Here is a 20,104-nt window from a genome sequence, read left to right as displayed (position 1 = left end):
GGACTCTCGTCTCTCGATCGGCGCCGGTGGCAGGCGGAACTGCCGATTCCCGGTGCTAGCGTGTCGTCGACTCCGTAGACGTGCGGAAGCGACACGGTGCCGTTCTGATGCGGGAGGCTCACATCATCGAACGCGAGCACCACGACTCGACCGTGGAACCGAGGCGGCGTGTGCCGAGGGCGGTCGCGGCACTCGTCGTCGCAGTCCTTGTCACCGCAGCGATCGTCCTGCTCGACCTCGGCGACCGGGACGGCGATACCTCGAATCCGTGTCCGACAGTGGACCCTCCGTCGGCACAGGCCACTCCGGGGAGCATCCCGGGTTCACCGACGACGCCGACGAGCGCTGTCCCTCCCGCCGACATCGACTACCTCGACGGCAAGAGCTACCTCCGGGGCGTCAACGTCTTCGACCTGCAGTCGCGCGTGTCACTCGGCGTCGACTGCACGGCGCTCAATCCTGCCTCGAGCTACGAGTTCCTCGCCGAACGCGGAGTGCAGCTCGTGCGGCTCGCGGTGCCCTGGAGCTTCCTGCAGCCGAAGGCGCCCGGTGAGTCCACGGATGATGCGCTGTCCCGAGGGCTCGACCCGACGGCGGTGGGAGTGCTCCGGTCGGAGATCGCTTCCATCGGTGCTGCAGGAATGAGGGTCGTCCTCGACCTGCACAACAACGGCACCTACCCCGCTAGTCAGGGCGAGTTCCCGCCGGGAACCGTCTGGTTCGGAGCGGGAATCTCGATCGAGCAGGCTCAGAGGGTCTGGCGGCTGCTGTCGGACGAGTTCAAGACGGATGAGGACATCGCAGCCTACGACCTCTTCAACGAAGTGCGCTTGTCCATGGTGAGCGCCCCGACCTACAAGACGTACATCCGAGCCGTCGTCAGAGCTATCAGGGAGAACGGCGACATGCACACCCTCTGGGTGGAAGGCATGAAGGAGGCGGCGACCGGCGGCCTGCCGCAGATCGCACCAGACGGTCCCTGGATCAACGACCCGCTCGACCGTATCGTCTACTCCCAGCACTTCTACCCGGGTGGAACAGGCACTGCGCTTCGCGGCGCCGATGATGCAGGGCCGACGTCCGGATCGGCGTTCCTCGCGGCACTCCGGGGCTTCGGAGACTGGTGCACGACGTTCGGCGTGCGGTGCTCTGTGGGCGAGGTGGGGTGGCCGAGTGACGAAAGTCTTGACGTGGCCCCTGGCGATCCTCAGTCGTGGAATGCGGTCGGCGCCCGGTTCTACACTCTCGCCGACAGCTACGGGATGGACGTGACGTACTTCGGATCGACGCGCAAAGCGTCCTGTGGTTGGTTGATGGCCTACTGCGGCGACGGCGAGGAGATCGACGACGCCCGCTCGCAGAGCACAGTGATCGAGCAGCACCTGTCGCGGTGACGAGCATCCTCCGTCACGCCTTCGCCGACTGTGCCCCGCAGCCGGGTGCCACAGACGGGGAAAGAATGCTCACTCGGTTCATAGGGACCGCCGACGACCCGAGAATCGGGTGAGCCATGGAGCTGCCACTCTCGGCGCTCCCAGGCGAGGGGATGACCTGCCTATGTCGCACGCAGAGATCGACGCCACCACTCCGGACCGGCTCCGGAATGTCGGGCGGCGGAGCATTCTCTCTTTCGGAGCGGTCGGCCTCGCTGGAGGAGTGACCGTCGCCGCCGCACCCGAGGCCGAGGCGGCGGTCACCATCTCGCAAGGAGAGATGGACCGGGTCGCCATCGTCGCCTCCGCCGCCCGGTTCGCGGGCATCGACGCCACGGGGGCCGCGGATTCGAGTGCCGGCCTGCAGCTGGCGATCAACGCGACGCCGGAGGGCGGAGTGCTCGTCATCCCGACCGGTACCTATCTGGTCGGTACCGCGCTCTACCCCCGTCTGACCAAGTCGATGAGGGTGAGCGCCTGGGGTGCGACTCTCATCGCCACGACGTCGGCCCCCATCTTCTCGGTGTCGGGCACCTACGGCGCAATCTTCGGAGTCGACGCTGTCACGCGCGTCTCCCCGTCCGGTGCGTCCTCCGTCTCCCAGCTCGCGGTGAGCGGCGCCCCGGGGTGGGCGGCCGGGACCGTCATCAAGATCGTGTCGGACGACGCCATCCCCGAGCGGCGTCCCGGCGATGGGAACGTCGAGTCGCGACTTGGGGAGTTCGCGGTGGTCCGTTCGTCGAACGGTTCGACCGTGGTCCTCGGCGGACCTCTGCGCGAGCGGTACAGCACCAACATCCGCGCCGCCGCGATCAGCGATCAGACCTTCTCGATCGAAGGGGGAACCCTGCAGGTCGCAGCTGCCCGCGCCGCGGCGTCGAACAACCCGCTGGTCTACTTCTCGCGACTCAAGTACCCGCAGCTGCGCTCCGTCACGGTGCCGCGCGCTTCCGGACCGGTCTTCCGCTTCTCCTCCTGCTACGGCTACCTCGTCGAGGACGCGATCGTGCGTTTCGCGACGGACGATGCGGGAGCGTCGATCCTCGGATACGGCGTCTCGGATGTCGGCAGCAGTTTCGGTCAGGTCGAGAGGGGGGTGTACTCCCATGTCAGGCACGCCTATTCGGACGACACGAATCGTGTGGCGGCGAACAGCGAGATCTCGGGGTACGGGCGCACCTTCGGAACGGTGGTGTCGGGCGTCAACGCTCTCATGACGACCTCCAGCGCCTTCGACACTCACCACTGCTCTGAAGGGGTCACCTTCGTTGCCTGCAACGCCACCTCGGGGATAGGGCAGGGCAGCCAGGGCCAGTCCGGGTTCCAGTTGCGAGGCATCGGCCACAGGGTCGTCGACTGCACCGCGCGCTTCGTGGAGAACGGCGTCATCGTCCAGGATGAGGTCAAGGGTGGCGACTCGCGCTCGCACCAGATCAACGGCCTCCGGGTCTTCGACGCTCGAGGAGCCGCCGTAAGAGTGGTGAGGCGGCCCGTTGGCCATCCGACCGCCGGGGTTTACGACCCCGCGCCGACAGTCGCGGTCTCCGACGTCTACGCCGAGCGCTCGGGTGCCCTGCTGGTGAGCTACAACGCCTCTGTCGTCCTCGCGGGCGGGTTGTTCCGTGCCGGCGAGTCGAACCCCGGGACGGGCGACTACCACGGGATCTATGCCGAGAACAGCTTGGTACGGATCCGCGACACCATCCTCGACTTCGAGGGGAACACCGCGGGGACGCCGCGTCCCATCGCCTCCGGGTCGACCGCGGGCGCTGTTCCCGGTCTCCAGCGAACCGAGATCGACGGTCTCGAGGTCCGCAGCACGCCGGATGTGGTCGTACGGACCTGGGCCGCCTTCAGCGGCTCGAACCATCTCATCCGTGCGAGGAACGTCCGCTTCACCTATCCCTTCCGCTACATGCCGGGAGAGAATCTCGCTGCGGGGTCCGCCGTCGAGTGGCGGTGCGACGTTCCGGCAGACGGAAGCACGGAGATCGCCTCCTCCGCCGTGTACACCTGGGGGAACAACGAGGTCCTCGCGGTGCAGCAGAGGCTCGCACTCTCGCCCGATCCTGTCATCATGGTGCGCCTGACGTCGACCAACACCTTGACGATGGCTGCGCTGCCGAGCTCGACGATCTTCGGGCAGCGTCTGCACTTCCTGCACTCCGGGGCGCGCCCGGTGACCGTGCGGCACGGTCCGGCGGGTGGAACCGTTCTGACTGCAGGCCTCGATCTCGCGCTCGATCCTGGCAGCCAGCTGCTGCTGTTCTGGGACGGCGCCGCATGGCGCGAGGTGGCGTGAAGGCTGCGGCCGATGCACGCATCGACGAGGACGCGCCGCGAGCGGTGAGACGCTGTTCCGCGGCGCGGATGACCGCCTCTGCAGGGTGCCCGGGGAGATGCTTCGTCGAGCCCTAGCGAGGTGAGCGAGGAGCGAGCCGCCTGAGGCGCGGATCTCGTGGTGTCGTCGCCTCGGCCGGTGCGCGCGATTCTGCCACGACCTGGTCCGGTCGTGCCCTGGCTGCAGCGGTGGCGACGGCGAAGACTAGCGGCCACAAGGCAAGGGGGACTCCAGGGTTGGAGAGGTGGCTGTGGATGGAGGAGATGAGGAGGAGGCAGACAAGGAGGACCATGATCGGCGCGACGGCAGCGGCTCCGAGCGCACGACGGGACCGACGGAGTGCGGCGAAGGCAGCGACGAGCAGCACGATCTCGACGAAGAGCCCGACGACGCCGCTCGCGACGAGGGTCCGCATCCATTCAGACTCAGGAGAGACCCAGACCAGGGACTGCGGGCTGACCGGCCAGTTCTTGAGTGCCGCCGAGTAGACCTGAGCCCCCCAGCCCGTCAGCAGTCGTTCATCGATGGCGGGCAGAGTCTCGGTGACCCAGATGTTGACGCGGTAGCCGATCGTCTGGGGCAGCCAGGCGTACTGCGCGATGACGTAGGGCGACTGCCCGGACTGCTGCTCCAGCCGGTCTGCGATGCTCTGCCCGAAGAACGTCCAGCCTGCGAAGGCGACACCGAGGCTGGAGATCACAAGCACCGGGCGGATCTTGAGGCGGAGGGCTGTCAGCGCGATGATCACCGCCGACGTACCCACGACTGCGAACGTCAGGGTGGTGATCGATCCCGCGAAGAGGATCGCCAGCACCACCACCGGCCACGCCGCGAGCCGCGGGCCGTTCCGGCTGATGATGAGGTCGACGCAAGTCGCTGCGATCACGCAGGCAAGGTAGCCGCCGAGGGCTGTCCAGTGGCCGATGGTGGAGGTGCCGCGGATATCCCAGCCGCTTGTGAGCCTTTCGGCGAGACCGGCCGAGTTCGTGTACTGCACAAGGATCGCATTGACTCCCGGCACTCGCAGCAGCTGCGCCACGGCAATGATCGAGACAGCGACTCCAGGAAGTGCGAATCCTCGAAGAAAAGGAGAGAGATCAGAGGGTCCGCGAACGACCATTCGCACCGGTATCGATGCAAGATAAGAGATACCGACCGTGATGAGAACACCGAGGAAAGGACTATGCCGTAATTCCGATGCATTGATGAGCTCGATGAGCGCCCAGACCACGAGAAGCGCGACGAACGAGTAGTCCATCGGGCTCAGCCGGATCTTCGAGAGGCGGAATCTGTCTGTCCAGCTCATTGCGGCCAGAAGCGCGAGCGCGACGAAGACGATGCTGAGCCCTTGGAAGGGACCGAGGGCATTGATCTGGACACCGACGACGCCCGCGGCAGTCCCGACAAGCGTGCCGACGAGGAAAGGTCGCCGGGCGTGACGCGTTTCCGCCAACCTCTCAGCAGCGGAAGGACGAGTTCGGTACCGCCCGTTCGGGGGTGTCGCGACTGATCGATTGTTCGAGATGGGATCTTCTCCGAAGACTGAGGTAGGGCCGGTGATCCGCCTGCTCGTAGGAGGCGAAAGAGAGGTCTCGCTGCCGGTTAGTATAGGTCTGCCCGCTGTTACCTGCATAGCAGAGCCCGAGGAGATCAGCTTTCCGTGCCGAAGATCGAAGTCGTTCACTGGAATCCCTGGCGACCGGTCGCCGAATCACCATGGGCGAGATGCCTGCCTCTGCGGCGTCGCGTGAACAATTTCGGCGATCTACTCGGCCCGATCATCGTCTCGCGCATTCTCGAGCTCGAGGGAATCGATCCTTCCGCCGCGCTCCGAAGCCGAAGGATGCTCGCGGTCGGCTCGATCCTGAAGCTGGCGCGTGACGGCGACACTGTTTGGGGCATCGGAGCGAACGGCAAGTCCCTCCAGGATCGTTTCGATTTCGAGGGCCTCGACGTCAGGGCAGTGAGAGGACCGCGCACCAGGGCGTTCCTGCGTGATCTGGGAATCTCGGCACCTGAGATCTACGGCGATCCCGGGCTGCTCGTCGGCACGCTCTGGACGCGCGAGGAGCTCCGCGCGGGCGCGGCGGATCGCACCGTGACGATCATCCCGAATCTCAATGACCTTCGGAGAATGCGTTCGCAGGGGGGTGCTCCCACTGCCGCCGACGGCCTCGTCGAACCGACGCGGCCCGTGCGTGAGGTCATCCGGGCGATCGCGGCCAGCGATCTGGTGGTCGGCTCCTCCCTTCATGCAATCGTGATCGCCGAATCCTTGGGCATACCCGCGCGACTCGTCGCGTCCGCGAGCGAGCCGGACTTCAAGTACCGCGACTACTACGAGGGCTCCGGTCGAACGACTTTCACGCCGGCGGCGACCGCCGCTGAAGCCGTGGCGATCGGAGGCGAGCGGCCGATCCGGTGGGACGCGTCCGCGCTGCTAGCCGCATTCCCGCGCGATCTGTGGCGCGGTACCGGAGGTGATCGCGGATGACGATCGCGGGCGACGCCGCCCGCGGCGCTGCGACGACTCTTGGCGGTCAATGGCTGCGCTTCGTTCTCCAGCTCGCTGCTCTCGCCGTCCTCGCACGCATCCTGTCGCCCGAGGACTACGGCGTGATCTCGATGGTCCTCGCGATCGCCGGTGTCGCGACGCTCCTCGGCGACTTCGGTCTCTCGATGGCGTCGATCCAGTCGAGTGACGTGTCTGACGTCCAGCGGAGCAACCTGCTGTGGATCAACGTCGGGCTCGGTGTGGTGCTGAGTGGCCTGGTGTTCCTGCTCGCCCACCCGATAGCCGCCTTCTACGGGCGTGACGAGCTCGTCCACGTATGTCAGGTCCTCGCGTCCGTCTTCCTCGTGAACTCGATCGCAGCGCAGTTCAAAGCCGAGGTCTCGAGGAAGTTCCGCTTCAGGTGGCTGGCAGCATCGGACGTCGCCGCCCAGCTGGTCGCTTCGGCCGCGGCCGTCGCGCTGGCTCTCGCGGGAGCGGGCTACTGGGCGCTCGTCGCGCAGCAGGTGCTCATCGCTCTCGTCACCCTCCTCGTCCTCCTCATCGGCGCGCGCTGGCTGCCCGGGCTACCCAGGAAGACGGCCGGAATGCGCTCGTTCCTGAGCTTCGGTGCCAACACCGTCGGCGTGCAGTTCGTCAACTACATCAGCGGCAACGCCGACAGCGTCCTGATCGGGCGCGTCTGGGGTGCCGGCGCGCTGGGCGTCTACGACCGCGCGTACCAGATCTTCCGGATGCCTCTTCAGCAGATCGCCGCCCCGATGACCCGAGTCGCCTTCCCGGTGCTCTCGAAGATGAAGGACGATCCCGGCTTCGAGCGATACGTCCAGCGCGCACAGCTGGTGCTCGCCTACGTCATGGGAGGGGTGTTCTTCGCTGCGGCGGCGCTCGCCGATCCACTGATAGAACTCGCCCTCGGAGACGGCTGGGACCAGTCGAAGGTGATCTTTCGGATCCTCGCTGTCGGCGGCGTCTTCCAGGCGCTCGGATTCGTCTACTACTGGGTGTTCCTGGCCAAGGCGCTGACGGGGCTGCAGCTGCGGTACAGCGTGCTGTCCCGCTCGCTCATGGTCGCCTTCATGGCCGTCGGAGTCGTATGGGGCCCTGTCGGAGTGGCGATCGGGAGTACAGCCGGTCTCATCCTCAACTGGGTCGTCCTGACGCTCTTCGCCGTCCCGAAGGCGGACATCGACGTGCGGACGCTCGCTGTCCAGGCGATCCGCCCTCTGGCGCTCGGTACTGTCGTCGTCGTCGTGTCGATACCGGCGCTCGCTCTCGTGTCCGAGTGGAACGCGATCGCGCAGCTGGCCGTGGTCGGCGGCTTCGACCTGCTAGTCGTGCTCGCGATCGTCGCTCTGATCCGTCCATACAGGGCCGATGTCCTCCTCCTCTGGAGCACGGTCGCCAGGATGCGTCGACGCTGATCACGGCCAGGCGCACGGCTGCTCGTCAGAGCGAGAGCCCGCGGCTCAGCTCGGCGAGCCGGCGGCGAGCCTCGGCGAGGCTGCGGAGCAGGCTCTCCCGTTCGTCGAGGAGCTGCGTCGCACGTCGGTGCGCGTCGTCGGGCCCGTTCACCTCGCTTTCGGCGAAGGCGATCGGCAGGTCGGTCATGGCGGCGAAGGTGCGTCGGACCTTCTCGGGGTCACTGGTCGTGAATCCGACCGGGACCGCGCCCTCAGTGAGGCCGAGGATGAGTGCGTGGATCCGGTCGCTCACTACGGCGACGCAGTCGCCGTAGACGGCTCGCACCCTCTCCTCCTGTGCCGCGTGCGCAACGCCCGGTTCCCAGGTCAGGATCTCGCCGTCGAGGACCTCCGCCAGCTCCGCGCAGCGGGCCTCGTCCTCGCGCATCTGGTTCACCACTACGATTCCGCACTCGAGCTTGCCGGCGAGGGCACGGACGGCGGCGATCCAGGTCGGACCTGGAGAGGGCCGGTCACCACGCAGGACGACGGCGATCGACCGCCGCACCTCCAGCGGTCGCAGGTGATCCTCTGCCGAGCCGAGGGCGAACGCCCAGTCGGGAGCGACCTCGCCCAGGTGCAGGTCGTCCCTGCTCTCCGGGTCGCGCCAGCTCACTGTCTGGACGAGCCGCAGGATCGAGCGGAAGTAGGCGCGTCCGAGCCGGCTCTGCTCGCGGCGCACAGCGATACCGAGCGCGGCAGACCGTGCGCCACTGAGCCGTGATCGGAGCAGCAGCGCTGTCTGCCAGGTCGAGTTCACGAGGAATCTGCCGTCGAGCACCCATTCGCCCGCATTCATCGCGAACGCCATCGTTCCTCCGCGACCCGTTCTGCCCAGAGCGGCGAGTAGCCAGGAGCGGCGGGAGTGGTAGACGACGTCCTGGGGATCCAGGTGGAGACCGGAGACGTAGCCGGCGTGAGATCCGGCGAAGACGTGCAGCTCGCCCTGCGAGCGCAGCGCATTGAGATATCCGCGACGGAGGACGGAGTCCCCGAGATTGTCCTTCTGGCCACTCGGGTTGACGAAGATCCTGGTGCTCATGACGTGCCTCTCTTCGGCGGGACGCGGGAATCGACTGCTCGCTGGTAGGCACGCGCGTAGGAGGCGCCGACGACGCTCCAGTTCCTGCCGTCTAGAGCCGGGCCCTCTGACGGCGCAGTCGCAGTCGAGTGCACCGCATCGACGATGTCGGCGGTCTCCAGATCCCCCTCGAAGAACCGGATCCACTGGCGTCCGACCTCGTCCGCGAGCAGGCGATTCGCCGGAGTCGAGGGCACCAGAACGGGACGCCCGAGCGAGAGTGCGACCAGGACGATGCCGGAGTTGTGCATCTCGGTGTAGGGGAGCACGACCAGCTGGGCCGACGTCATCTCGGCCACCATCTCATGATCGGGTACGAAGCCGAAGTGCAGACTGATTCGGTCATCACCGTCGGCTGCTTCGCTGATCCGCCGCCGCGGCTCGCCGGATGCCTTGCCGACGATCCTCAGCTCGAGTGCGAGATCGGTCGTCCCTCGGAAGACTCCGACCAGCCGGTCAACGTTCTTGTATGCCTCGATCCGCCCGAAGAACAGCAGTCGACCAGGCCGCGATTCTTGACGCGCCTCGAGCGGCAGGACATCTCGGTAGTGTCCGTGAGGAATCAGCACGGAGGGCTTGTCATAGGGAACGGCAGTCTCGTCGTTCAAGCGCACGAAAAGGTCGGTACGGCGATCCAGTAGTCGGATGAGAAGCGTTTCGATTCGAGATCCCGGGTCGTGTGGAGCGATGTTGTGAACTGTCCTGACGACCTTCTTCTGCGAGACGATGAGTCTGAGTAGGAGAAGGATGAAGAAGACCGTGCGAATGCCTTCGACCGCAGGATTACGACCCCTCAGAAGGAATTCAGGCCAATGAACGTGGAGAACATCCCATTGTCCGATCAGCGCCGTTCGCCAGGAGAAGAACCTGAATCGGATCGAGGGGGGAGCGAAACGTGTGACCTGGTCGACGAAGCGTGTCGTCCCATCAGGAGCCGCCACGGACTGGAGGACGCAGAGCTGCGCTCCTCTCGCGGAGCCTTCGGCCACGGGATCTCCCTTTCATATTTCCGACACTTGGTGGATTGCGGAACCGGACATCGAATCCTATGAGGTGCCCTGCTCTGCTGATTACGCGATCACGGCCCTCTCTTTACTACTCGAATCTCGCCGCATGCGCGAATCGGAGGCGGTGATCGGAGATGTGAGTCGGTCTCAAGCCCATGACACCCGAACGGGCCGCCCCCCGCTGGCGAAGTCGTAGGCGAGGCGATGATATTGTCTCCAGGGGGAGGTGGAATAGTCGGCCTTTTAGTCTGGAGAACATCGCCACGTGAAAGCAATGTATCTGTCTGGTGCCCCGCGACTGTCCACTAAAGCGTCGACCGAGAGCCTCGGTCCGCGATCTCACATTCTCGGAGTCATTCGTGGATTCGAGCAGCACGGAGTCGAGATCGATCGTTTCATCGTGGGCGACGCGATGCCAGATGCGGTTCACGGTCAGGGCTCGGAGGGGCGGATGTCCTCGGGTGTGCTCCCGCTGCTCGCCGCTGATGTCTTTCGATTCGCGTCGCGCCTGCGGTCGCGTCTGCAGCTCAAGATGCGGGCGAGGAACCGGAGCCTCGATTTCGTCTATGAGCGGTATGCACTGTTCCAGGAGCTCGGTTCCGTCGCACGACGGGAGACCGGAGCTCTGTGGATCCTGGAGGTCAACGCCCTACTGGCCGTCGAGGCGACGAGTGAGCGTCGCGCGACCACGAGCCGACGGCTGGCCGAGTGGATGGAGAAGCGCACGCTGCGGCGCGCAGACGTGATCGTGGCGGTGACGCAGGCGCTGGCTGATCAGCTGGGCTCGCACTACGGGATCCCCGCGGAGCGGATGCTCGTCGTCGCGAACGGCGTGGACCACACGGTGCACCACGCTGCGGTTCCGATCACCCTGGCATCTACGCCTCGAATCGGATTCCTCGGCACGCTCTACCCCTGGCAGAACGTCTCCTCGCTCGTGGCGCTCCTGTCGGCGGAGGGTCTCCTTGCCGCAGAGCTCCACATCGCGGGAGACGGTCCCGAGCGCGCGGCACTTGAGCAACAGGCCCGTGCGCTGGGTGTCGAGGGTCGGGTCCACTTCAGAGGGAGGGTTCATCCCGACGAGGTCCCCGAGTTCCTCGCCGGAGTCGATCTCTGCTTTGCGGGTCACTCGAGCGCTAACGGGAGCTACTTCTCTCCACTCAAGCTGTGGGAATACCTGGCTGCCGGAAAGCCGGTGGTCGCGAGTCGCCACGAGGTGACCGCCGATCTCGAGAGCCAGGGCTTCGCCGTGGTCTGCTACGACCCGTCCGGGGCGGACGACCTCAAGAGTGTTCTGACCAGGTCCGTCGCATCGCTTGCCGATCTCTCGCGTCGTGCCGCGGACAAGCAACGAGACGTCTGGGCTGAGCATTCGTGGGGCCGTCGCGTCGAGACGATCCTCGACTCAGTGCGGGTGCCCTGATGGATGCCGAGCCGCGAACCCGGCTGCCGTTCGGTCTCGGTGTCGTCGATGCGAAGACCGCGGACGAGCTTGCAGCCGAGATCGTCGACGGCGTCCACCGCGGTCGCATCATCGGCAACCTCAATCTGCGCGGCCTCTACCTCTATCGGACCGACGAGCAGTTCAAGCGGTACTGCGACGAAGCCGACACCGTCGTGATCGACGGATGGCCTGTGCTGGCGCTCGCCAGGGGGATCCGACGATCGGCGCTGACCTCAGCTCACCGCATCGGCAGCACGGACTGGCTCTTTCCGCTGATCGAGCGGGATCAGCCTCTGACGATCGTCGCGGTCGGTGGGACACCAGAGTCGTCCGCCGCGGCGAGTGCGGCGGTCCGTCGTCGCACGTCGCGGATGACCTGGCATGCGTTCGACGGCTTCGACGGCGACTTCCGCGGGTCGGGCAGCCCACTGACTCTCGAGGACGCTCTTGCCGGAGCCGACCTCGTTCTGGTGGGTATGGGAATGCCCCGTCAGGAGCGCTGGGTGATGGAGCATCGGCTCAGCGCTCCACAAGCGGCGTTCGCCAACGTCGGCGGGTGCCTCGACTACATCGCCGGTGTCCAGGCGCTCGCCCCGAGGTGGATGGGTGATGCGGGGATCGAGTGGGCCTACCGGCTCGTGAAGGATCCCCGGCGGTTGGCCGGCCGGTACCTCGTGGAGCCGCTCAAGCTCGCCTGGATCATCGCGAAGGACATCGTCGGCGGGCGGCGATCGCACGCCGACAACACGCCGGCCGCCCGACAATCTTCACTTCAGACCGACGCGGATTGATCGCCTGACCAGTCGGATCCATCTCGGGATCCGAGGAAGAGTTCGCATCGCTCGGACGGCGAGAGGGCGGCGGTCGAGGTTCGTTTCGCCGGTCGAGCGAGTCGTGGCGGTGAGCAGGGTCCAGCTGAGTCGTGCTGCCCTCACGAGCCTCCCCTCCGCGAGCTCGACGAGGACGGGGAGGACGGGGCTGAGTCCCGCCTCACGTCGGATCTGCCAGCGAACAAGCGCTCGGGGGTCAGCCGCGGGACCGTCGCGGTGAATGCCCAGCGCAGCCATCGCCGGCTCGAGCGTCTGAACGGATCCGCTGTTCTCGAGCGCGGCGGTGAGCTGCACGAAATCGTCACCGGCGAAGCGCTCTCGCGCGAAGGCCAGAAGCTCGTCTGCGCGAGTCTGCTGGCCTTTCCAGCTGTCCCGGTAGTCGTTGAGCACGGCGATGGCCCAGCTGAACTCGCTCGAAGGGACTGGGCAGGCGATGCCGGCGATATCGATCTCGGTCCGTGACGACCACATGAGCTCGAAGACGTGGTTGTCCTCTGCGAGGAAGCCGGGGAAGCGGCGATGCAGATCGAGGTCGCACGGCCAGGAGTCGTGGATGAGCGTCACCGAGTGCTCATCGAGGAGGCGGGGAAGCGCCTCACCAGGACGCTCTCGCCAACCGAGCCGAACGAGCTCGGCGACCATCCGATGGAGTTCCGAGGGTTCGACTAGAAGATCGGCGTCGCTCGGCACATACGGCGCACGAATTCCTTCGGCGACCGCGACCGGCCCCTTGATCGAGAGCATCCGGATGCCGCTCTCGCTCCCGAGCCGATGGCAGAGCGCATGAGCGAGTCTGGTGGCGGCCGACGCTGGTAGATTCGCTGCCGCGGTCATGGCTGCGAGTTTAGGTGACGCCTGGTGGCGTCTCGAGGCGGGGGAGTCCGCAGGATGCTCATGCAAGCGGAGGGATTGGCGCTCGTCGCCGAACGGGACGTGATCTACGCGATGCCCGCCTCGGGTGTCTACAGGTTCCGGCCCCTTGCAGTAGACGGCCCGATGGCGGTCGTGCTGGCCGCGCTCAGCCTGCCGTCCGATCGCGCTTCGCTCGTGTCCGTCCTGTCGGCGACCTATGCGGACGAATTCGACAGGGATTTCGCCGTCGCGACGGACCGAATTGTCGGCCGGCTGCTCGAATCAGGATTGATAGTCGAGACCGATGACGACGGAGCCGTCGCGGAATCGTGACGGCTCCGTCGTCCTCCTCGATCACGAGGCGGTGGCCTGCGCCGCGTACTTCGCCTCGGTGGCGGCCTTCTGGGGCCGCCACCAGGCTTCGTTGTCGCGGTACCACTGGATGGTCGCGGCCAGCCCGGTCTCGAAGTCGGTGTAGCGGGGCTGCCAGCCGAGCTCGGTGCGCAGGCGTGTGGAGTCGATGGCGTAGCGGAGGTCGTGGCCCGGGCGGTCGGTGACGTGGTCGAACGCATCGGCGGGCCGGCCGGACTCGGTGAGGATCTGCTGGACGACCTCGAGGTTGTTCTTCTCGCCGTCGGCGCCGATGAGGTAGGTCTCGCCGATGCGGCCGCGGTCGATGATGGCCCAGACGCCGCTGTTGTGGTCGTCGACGTGGATCCAGTCGCGGACGTTCTCGCCGGCGCCGTAGAGCTTGGGGCGGATGCCGTCGATGACGTTGGTGATCTGGCGGGGGATGAACTTCTCGACGTGCTGGTAGGGCCCGTAGTTGTTGGAGCAGTTGGAGATCGTGGCCCGGACGCCGAACGAGCGCACCCAGGCGCGGACGAGGAGGTCGCTGCCCGCCTTGGTGGAGGAGTAGGGGCTGGAGGGGTTGTAGGGGGTCTGCTCGGTGAACCTCGCGGGGTCGTCGAGCTCGAGGTCGCCGTAGACCTCGTCGGTCGAGATGTGGTGGTAGCGGACGTCGTGGGCGCGGACGGCCTGCAGCAGCGTGTAGGTACCGATGATGTTGGTCTCGAGGAACGGCGAGGGGTCGTTCAGGGAGTTGTCGTTGTGCGACTCGGCGGCGAAGTGCACGACGAGGTCGGAGTCGGCGACGAGGCGGTCGACGAGGGGCGCGTCGGTGATGTCGCCCTCGACGAGGGTGATGCGGTCGGCCACGGGGGCGAGGGAGTCGCGGTTGCCGGCGTAGGTGAGCTTGTCGAGGACGGTGATCTGCGCGTCGGGCCGCTCGCGGAGCGTGAGGTGCACGAAGTTGCTGCCGATGAAGCCGGCGCCGCCGGTGACGAGGATTCGCACGAGTACTCCTGCTGATGGGATGTGAACGGGGCGTGGCTTGCGGCTGAGACGTTACCGCACGGCGGCGGAGCGGCCCGGGACCGTGCCCGCCGTCGGTGACACCGACGCGGAACGTTCGGAAGCGATGAGAACGCATCTCGGTCGCGTCGGTGTGGTGTTCGAGGAGACGATCCAGTCCGCTCGGACGAGCCGGTGTGCCGCGCGGGGCGATGCCGTCCGGGTGGAGCGCGCCGCCGAAGCGGCGCTTCAGATCGAGGACTGAGGAGCCGACGCCTCAGAGGTGCAGTGGCTGCGCTTCTGCAGTCGCCACGTCGCATCCCCGGACGATGGAGTCGCAGCACCGGGCAACACCGCCCGCCCTGATCGAGGGCGGCGACGCACCTCTTCCGTGGTCGCCTCACCATGACGCGATCGGCCCCGTCGCCCGTCCCGTCTGGGGCTCACGTCACGAGTCAGGCCGTCTCGGGCGGAGACACACGAGGGACGGTCGCCTTCTCGGCCTCACCGATCGTCACACTCACCCCGGTGGGAGCCGGCTCTGCCCGAAGCCTTCCTCACGTCGGGGTCGCGGTCGACAAGTCCATCATCCGCTGCCCCGCCCGCAGCGAGCACGACAGTCATCCGCTCACCACGTGATCGGCTGAAGCCGCCTGCTCACCTCCTCGCCCGGCCCGCGGGCGTAGTCTGCAGCCGTGAGTCCGCAACTCCCGGGTCGGAGATCCGCTGTCACTCCACAGGGCGTCGATGCCGTCGGGCGGCGTCGTGCATCCGCGGCTCGTGCACGCCGGCTGTCGTTCCTCTGGCCGTTCCGCCGACGGACGCGTCTCTGCGAGAGCTGCCTGCGAGAACCGGCGAAGGGGCGATCATCGTTCTGCTCAGAGGCGTGTGCGCGGACCTTCCTCTTCTACCGATGAGTTGCGTCTGACTTCCAAAACGCTCGACGCTCCGGATCGGAGGGAGGTCGTTCGGCGGCGCATCGCCATCCTCCACGGTCGAGCGGTGCAGAGGCGAAACGGACCGCGCTGATCCCAGCAACTCCGACAAGCCTCTACAAACCCGGAGACAGCTCCTCGGTGTTCGGCTCGGACACGCTGCCGCCCCTGATCCGTCGCTACGAGGCTGCGTGGTCCGACGCGCGTGGTGGCACGAATCGGGGGACCGGTCGGTCGCGCCGCGAGTCCTCCTCCTGGACGACACCTGTCTGCGCGTGCCGGAGCACCACGAGGGCCAGGAGCAGGTCACCTCGTCAGCGGGTGCAACGTGACGCTCCGCAAGATCGCCGAGTTGGTCGAGCACCACGGCGAGACGAGGTCGGTCTCGGGTCGACCGGACGGCTCAGCGCAGAAACGTCTCGAAGTCTCCTAGGTCACCGCTCCGGGCGGGGTCTCATGGATCGCGCCGTGCGACCGTATCCGATCGAAGGTCGAACGGCTCTCCGCACGCATCGGGGTGCTCCGCGTGCTCATGCGGCTGGGACGGAGCCGACGGTCTGCCGAACGACGCTGGCGGCATCCCGAGAATCGGGGCTCGCGCGGAAGACCGGGCTCGGCTCCTCGGATGGCTGCTCGCCGGGGCGTTCGACTCGGCGGAGCAGGGCGATTCATGGCCCCGCTCGCAGCGACCGCGAGCCGAAAGGCGCCCAGTCGAGCTGCGCCGACTGTTCCGCCGCGAGCGTCCGGCAGCCGACCTTCATTCAGCGCCGACGCGACGCAGCATTTCGCGGCACCTCGGCGATTGGCGTGGAATGAGATCGAGTGGATCGGACTCGCCATCAGGTCGGCGTGATCGGTTCGCGCCGACTCCTAGATCAGGGAAATCCTGATCAGAAGGGACTTCTCTGACTCTCGAGGAGAGAGTCCGCTCATCGTCCTGTGCGTCCGATCTGCGTGCGCAGCTGCGCGCGGTACGCGCCAAAGTCGGACGAAGTTGGGGGCATCCTGCCGCGTGCCCTCAGAATGAGGATCGCTCGCGTCGCTCGTTCGCCACGCCGTGGGTGACGTGACCGCCGCTCCAGAAGATGACCCTCGCGTCTTCCCATCGGCGCCGCAGAGGCTGCAGACAACCCGAGGGCTCGTGAGAACGACGCGATCCCTGCGAGCAAGAGATGCGAAAGGATGGCGACGGTTGAATGGTGCCAACCTCCCCATGGCCGCAGCGATCGATCTCGCGCACGCCCTGGTGCAGTCCGTGGCGGACCAGGCCCGGGTGCGGGTCCTCTTCATCAAAGGACCGATCTCGAACCGCTGGGGACTGCGGCCTCCGCGAGTCTCGAGCGACGTCGATGTCCTCGTCGAACCGTCCCGCTCCGCTCTTCTGATCGAGGCGCTGAGGACCGTCGGCTGGCGTCCGCGGCCGGCTTCCCTCGCGAACAAGGCGTTCGTCACGCACTCCGACTCACTCATCAACGAGCGGTGGCCCTGTGACATCGATGTTCACTATTCGTACCCGGGAATGTTCGCGACGACCGCCTTCGAGACGCTGTGGGCGCGACGGCAGCCGTTGTTCCTCGCGGAGCGACAGATCGACGCGGCCGATCGCGTCTCGAGCGTGATCATCGCGGCGCTGCACTCTCTGCGAACCCCCTTCGACGCCAGGAGCGCCTCCGAGCTCGACTACTTGACAGCGGCATGGAACGTCCAGGAACTCGCCCCTCTCGGATCGGAGCTGGCGGACGTGGCCGGTCAGGTGGGAGCTCTTCTCTCGCTGCAGCCGTTCCTCCGGGCGATCGGAGTCGAGACTGCAGTACCCACGGAGGTTCCGGCCGAATACGGCATCTGGTTGCGCAATCAGCGCCAGCTGAATCGTTCCGCGGCTTGGCTCTCGCTCATCTCCTCGGCGCGCTGGCGGGATAAACCGAGGCTGATCGTGAGCGCCGTCTTTCCGGCCAGACACGACCTCTACATCGACCATCCAGTCGGGAGGACCAGCGCGATCGCGCTGGTCCGGGCGCGCACCGACCGGCTCTGGTCCGCAGCCCGCGCGCTCCCTGTGGCAGTGGACGCATATCGACAGGAGCGCGCGATCGTCGCCTCGACGCATCACCGCGCCGCGGGCGGGTCCGGCCCCGCTGAGCGCGGCTTCCCGGCTGAGGAGACCGCTTCCGAGCAGGTGCCGCCCCGACGGGAGGCGACGCCTCAGGATCCGACGGGGATGAAAGAGCCTCGGCTCCGGGGAGGACGATCCCGCGGGTGGTGGGGATCCCTGAGCGTACGACGGGCTCGATGGACGGTATCGCTCACGTGGGAGCGCAGCGCCTTCGTGCTCGACGCAGCACTGGAGGCACCGGTCACATCCCCGATCCTCCTGGAAGAGAGCGCAGCTGACATCTGGAGGGAGATCCAGAGCGAGACCCTCGTCTCCGACCTCGTTCGCACTCTCCAGCAGAGGTACGGAGTGGACTCCGCCGCTCTGGATGGGCAGGTGGAGGAGTTCCTCGTGGAACTCGAAGATCTGAACCTCGTCGAGCTGAGGCGGAGCTGAGCGGGCCATGGCGCAGGAGCACCGCTCCGTCGGTCTCGCCGCCCGAGAAGTCGTCATCCCCTCCTCGCATTTCTCGTTGCACGTCGTCCTATCACGGAAGGTGGGAGGGAAACATCAGCATCTCCACGAACGAGAAGCGAAGGCCGCTTGTCGCGATCATCGGAAGCCGAGGGTATCCGAGCTATTACGGAGGATTCGAGACCGCTGTTCGCACGCTCGCCCCGTACCTCGTGGAACAGGGGTGGGACGTCATCGTCTACGGACGCGCTGGGACCAGCCCCGACATCGGCCGTGCTGGTGACTCTCGTGTCCGGTCGATAACGACACGGGGTATCGAGTCGAAAGCCCTCAGCACGCTCTCCTACGGTTTCACCTCCTCGCTCGACGCTGTCTTCCGCCGGAAGCCGGATGTCGCTCTGGTCATGAACGTCGCCAATGGCTTCTTCCTCCCGCTGTTCAAGGCGAGAGGGATCCCGACGTTGGTGAACGTCGACGGGATCGAGTGGGATCGAGACAAGTGGGGGCGGCTGGCGAAAGCAGTTTTTCGCCTGGGGGCCCGCCTCACCGCGAAGTACGGGACGCGTCTCGTCTACGATGCGCAGGCCATCGCGCGCATCTGGAAGAAAGAGTTCGGCCGAGGCGGGGTCTTCATCCCCTACGGAGGGGATGATCCGGGAGACCTCCCCGTCCCCGCGGGCTTCTCCCATCGCGGTTATGCCTTGATCGTCGCCCGCTTCGTGCCAGAGAATTCCATCCTCGAATTCCTCGAGGCCGCTCCCCAGATCGCTGCGGAATATCCTGTGGTGATAGTGGGGTCGGCCGGCTACGGCGGTGTCCTCGATGAACGCGTCAGACGGCTGGCGGAGAGCCATGAGAACATCTACTGGCTCGGGCACGTCAGTGATGACCGTCTTCTCTTCGCCCTCTTGAAGCACGCGGGCGCGTATTTCCACGGACACAGTGTCGGCGGAACGAACCCTGCTCTCGTTCAAGCGCTGGCGTGCGGCGCTCCTGTCGTCGCTCGGGACACGGTCTACAACCGCGAGGTCCTCGGAGCGAAGGGGATCTACGTACAGCCGACTCCCGTCGCGATCGCCGAGGGCCTGATCGCGATTCTGTCCGATCCGGATCTCCAGGACCATGCCGAGGCCACTTCCCTCGACCGCAGCCGTCTGGAGTACAACTGGGCGACCGTCTGCGGACGGTATGAAGACGCATTGTCGGAGCTGGCTCATGCGCGTTCTCTTTGACGCGTTCTGGTGGATCGATGGGCCACCGGCGAACAGGACTGTACTCCGAGGTATCGTGCAGCAGTGGATGGTGGATCATCCGAGAGACCAGATCGTGCTCGCCGTTCGCAGAAAGCACGTTCGAGCAGCACGGCGCGAAGCTCCCGATTCGGCGGAGCTGGTCGTGACCGACCTCTGGCCTCACGCCCTGAGCAATGCTGTGGAGCTCCCGCTCATCGCACGACGAGTGCGCGCGGAGCTGATGTTCGCCCACAACTACACGCCGCTCTTCGGTCCGGCAGAGGTCTTCGTTCACGACCTCCTCTTCGAGGATCATCCTGAATGGTTCACGAGACTGGAGCTGTTCTACTTCTGGCCGATGTCACGCCTGGCCCGTCGTGCTCGCCGCGTCCACACATCGACTCGAACCGAGGCGGCTCGCATGGAGCGTCTCCACCCGGCGCTGGTGCCCGTCCAGATCATGCGCATCGATGCCATGGGCAGACGTCTGAGCGGTGTGGATCCTGTCAGACCACCCTCGGTCCGGGAGGGGGACCCCTTCATTCTCAGTGTCGGCAGGCTCAACGCGCGGAAGAACCTCGAGGTGACCATTCAGGGAGTCCTGCAGTCGCGGGCGAGTCGTCATGGCACGAAACTTCTCGTGGTCGGTACGAGCGAGTACTCCGGTCGAAGTCCTGATATCCCGTCTCTGTCGAGCAGATACGGAAAGAAGGGTTCGGTTCACCAGTTGGGCAGAGTGTCAGACGGTGAACTCCGTTGGTTGTACGAGAACGCAACCGTCTTCGTCTGCATGTCGCACGACGAAGGCTGCGGCCTGCCGGTCATCGAAGCGCTCTCCATGGGGGTCGAGGTCATCGCGAGCGACATCGCGGTGTTCCACGAGACGCTGGGCGGCTCAGCGACCTACGTCGCGGCGGATGACGCTCCAGGCCTTGCAGCCGCCATCGATCGCGTGGCCTCGTGACCACGCTGCGGCTCGAGCCGCAGAAGGCCGGTACGAGAGCGCCGAGCCGATCGATCGGGACGAATGGCCGACGCCACCTCTTCGGGAAGGG

The 20,104-nt window shown here is 66.3% G+C and carries 16 protein-coding genes; 11 read left to right on the top strand and 5 right to left on the bottom strand.

Annotation, left to right across the window (positions count from 1 at the left end; translation table 11 throughout):
* The first annotated feature begins 80 nt into the window (after window positions 1-80).
* Window positions 81-1,394: a cellulase family glycosylhydrolase gene (locus tag GSU68_RS11370; RefSeq protein ID WP_159908391.1), complete on the top strand. Its 1,314-nt coding sequence runs from the start codon at window positions 81-83 to the stop codon at window positions 1,392-1,394.
* Window positions 1,395-1,656: 262 nt separating this feature from the next.
* Window positions 1,657-3,735: a hypothetical protein gene (locus GSU68_RS11365; protein ID WP_159908389.1), complete on the top strand. Its 2,079-nt coding sequence runs from the start codon at window positions 1,657-1,659 to the stop codon at window positions 3,733-3,735.
* Window positions 3,736-3,847: 112 nt separating this feature from the next.
* Here GSU68_RS11365 and GSU68_RS11360 read toward each other — a convergent pair whose 3' ends face one another.
* Window positions 3,848-5,227, bottom strand: coding sequence for an O-antigen ligase family protein (locus tag GSU68_RS11360; RefSeq protein ID WP_159908387.1), 1,380 nt, complete (start codon window positions 5,225-5,227; stop codon window positions 3,848-3,850).
* A gap of 207 nt (window positions 5,228-5,434) precedes the next feature.
* Here GSU68_RS11360 and GSU68_RS11355 point away from each other — a divergent pair, with 207 nt between their 5' ends.
* Window positions 5,435-6,268 (top strand): polysaccharide pyruvyl transferase family protein, encoded by an 834-nt coding sequence (locus GSU68_RS11355; RefSeq protein ID WP_159908385.1) that lies wholly within the window; start codon window positions 5,435-5,437, stop codon window positions 6,266-6,268.
* Entirely contained in the window at window positions 6,265-7,710 is a 1,446-nt protein-coding gene (locus GSU68_RS11350; protein WP_159908383.1) for a lipopolysaccharide biosynthesis protein, read from the top strand. Before GSU68_RS11355 ends, GSU68_RS11350 begins: the two co-directional genes overlap by 4 nt.
* Window positions 7,711-7,735: 25 nt before the next feature.
* On the opposite strand, the gene GSU68_RS11345 is transcribed toward GSU68_RS11350, so the two are convergent.
* The gene (locus GSU68_RS11345; RefSeq protein ID WP_159908381.1) at window positions 7,736-8,791 is read right to left on the bottom strand and encodes a polysaccharide pyruvyl transferase family protein; all 1,056 of its coding nucleotides are present in this window, start codon (window positions 8,789-8,791) and stop codon (window positions 7,736-7,738) included.
* Window positions 8,788-9,819 carry a glycosyltransferase gene (locus GSU68_RS11340; RefSeq protein ID WP_159908379.1) on the bottom strand — a complete coding sequence of 344 codons (1,032 nt, stop codon included), beginning with the start codon at window positions 9,817-9,819 and terminating at the stop codon, window positions 8,788-8,790. Before GSU68_RS11340 ends, GSU68_RS11345 begins: the two co-directional genes overlap by 4 nt.
* Window positions 9,820-10,111: 292 nt before the next feature.
* On the opposite strand from GSU68_RS11340, the gene GSU68_RS11335 reads away from it, so the two are divergent.
* Together GSU68_RS11335 and GSU68_RS11330 are read left to right on the top strand one after the other, a co-directional pair.
* Window positions 10,112-11,260: a glycosyltransferase gene (locus tag GSU68_RS11335; RefSeq protein ID WP_244259488.1), complete on the top strand. Its 1,149-nt coding sequence runs from the start codon at window positions 10,112-10,114 to the stop codon at window positions 11,258-11,260.
* Window positions 11,260-12,072, top strand: a complete 813-nt coding sequence (locus tag GSU68_RS11330) for a WecB/TagA/CpsF family glycosyltransferase (RefSeq protein ID WP_159908375.1) — start codon at window positions 11,260-11,262, stop codon at window positions 12,070-12,072. The genes GSU68_RS11335 and GSU68_RS11330 overlap by 1 nt, the downstream gene beginning before the upstream one ends.
* Here GSU68_RS11330 and GSU68_RS11325 read toward each other — a convergent pair.
* Window positions 12,049-12,945 carry a nucleotidyltransferase family protein gene (locus GSU68_RS11325; protein ID WP_159908373.1) on the bottom strand — a complete coding sequence of 299 codons (897 nt, stop codon included), beginning with the start codon at window positions 12,943-12,945 and terminating at the stop codon, window positions 12,049-12,051. The genes GSU68_RS11330 and GSU68_RS11325 overlap by 24 nt on opposite strands.
* Window positions 12,946-12,999: 54 nt before the next feature.
* On the opposite strand from GSU68_RS11325, the gene GSU68_RS11320 reads away from it, so the two are divergent.
* A complete protein-coding gene (locus GSU68_RS11320; protein WP_159908371.1) occupies window positions 13,000-13,296 on the top strand; it encodes a hypothetical protein in 297 nt (98 codons plus the stop codon).
* A gap of 21 nt (window positions 13,297-13,317) precedes the next feature.
* Here the strand turns inward: GSU68_RS11320 and rfbB are convergent, their stop codons facing one another.
* A complete protein-coding gene (gene rfbB, locus GSU68_RS11315; protein ID WP_159908368.1) occupies window positions 13,318-14,319 on the bottom strand; it encodes a dTDP-glucose 4,6-dehydratase in 1,002 nt (333 codons plus the stop codon).
* A gap of 82 nt (window positions 14,320-14,401) precedes the next feature.
* Here rfbB and GSU68_RS11310 point away from each other — a divergent pair, with 82 nt between their 5' ends.
* The 4 genes from GSU68_RS11310 to GSU68_RS11295 all read left to right on the top strand — a co-directional run bounded on the left by GSU68_RS11310 (window position 14,402) and on the right by GSU68_RS11295 (window position 20,013).
* Entirely contained in the window at window positions 14,402-14,581 is a 180-nt protein-coding gene (locus GSU68_RS11310) for a hypothetical protein (RefSeq protein ID WP_159908366.1), read from the top strand.
* Between the two features lie 1,883 nt (window positions 14,582-16,464).
* A complete protein-coding gene (locus GSU68_RS11305; RefSeq protein WP_159908364.1) occupies window positions 16,465-17,799 on the top strand; it encodes a PqqD family protein in 1,335 nt (444 codons plus the stop codon).
* Window positions 17,796-19,049: a glycosyltransferase gene (locus GSU68_RS11300; protein WP_208544706.1), complete on the top strand. Its 1,254-nt coding sequence runs from the start codon at window positions 17,796-17,798 to the stop codon at window positions 19,047-19,049. The genes GSU68_RS11305 and GSU68_RS11300 overlap by 4 nt, the downstream gene beginning before the upstream one ends.
* On the top strand, window positions 19,033-20,013 hold the full coding sequence (locus tag GSU68_RS11295; RefSeq protein ID WP_159908362.1) for a glycosyltransferase family 1 protein: 981 nt from the start codon (window positions 19,033-19,035) through the stop codon (window positions 20,011-20,013). The genes GSU68_RS11300 and GSU68_RS11295 overlap by 17 nt, the downstream gene beginning before the upstream one ends.
* The last annotated feature ends 91 nt before the right edge of the window (window positions 20,014-20,104 follow it).

The sequence above is a fragment of the Rathayibacter sp. VKM Ac-2759 genome (assembly GCF_009834225.1).
GTDB lineage: Bacteria > Actinomycetota > Actinomycetes > Actinomycetales > Microbacteriaceae > Rathayibacter.
This window is presented reverse-complemented; position numbering and strand designations above follow the sequence as displayed.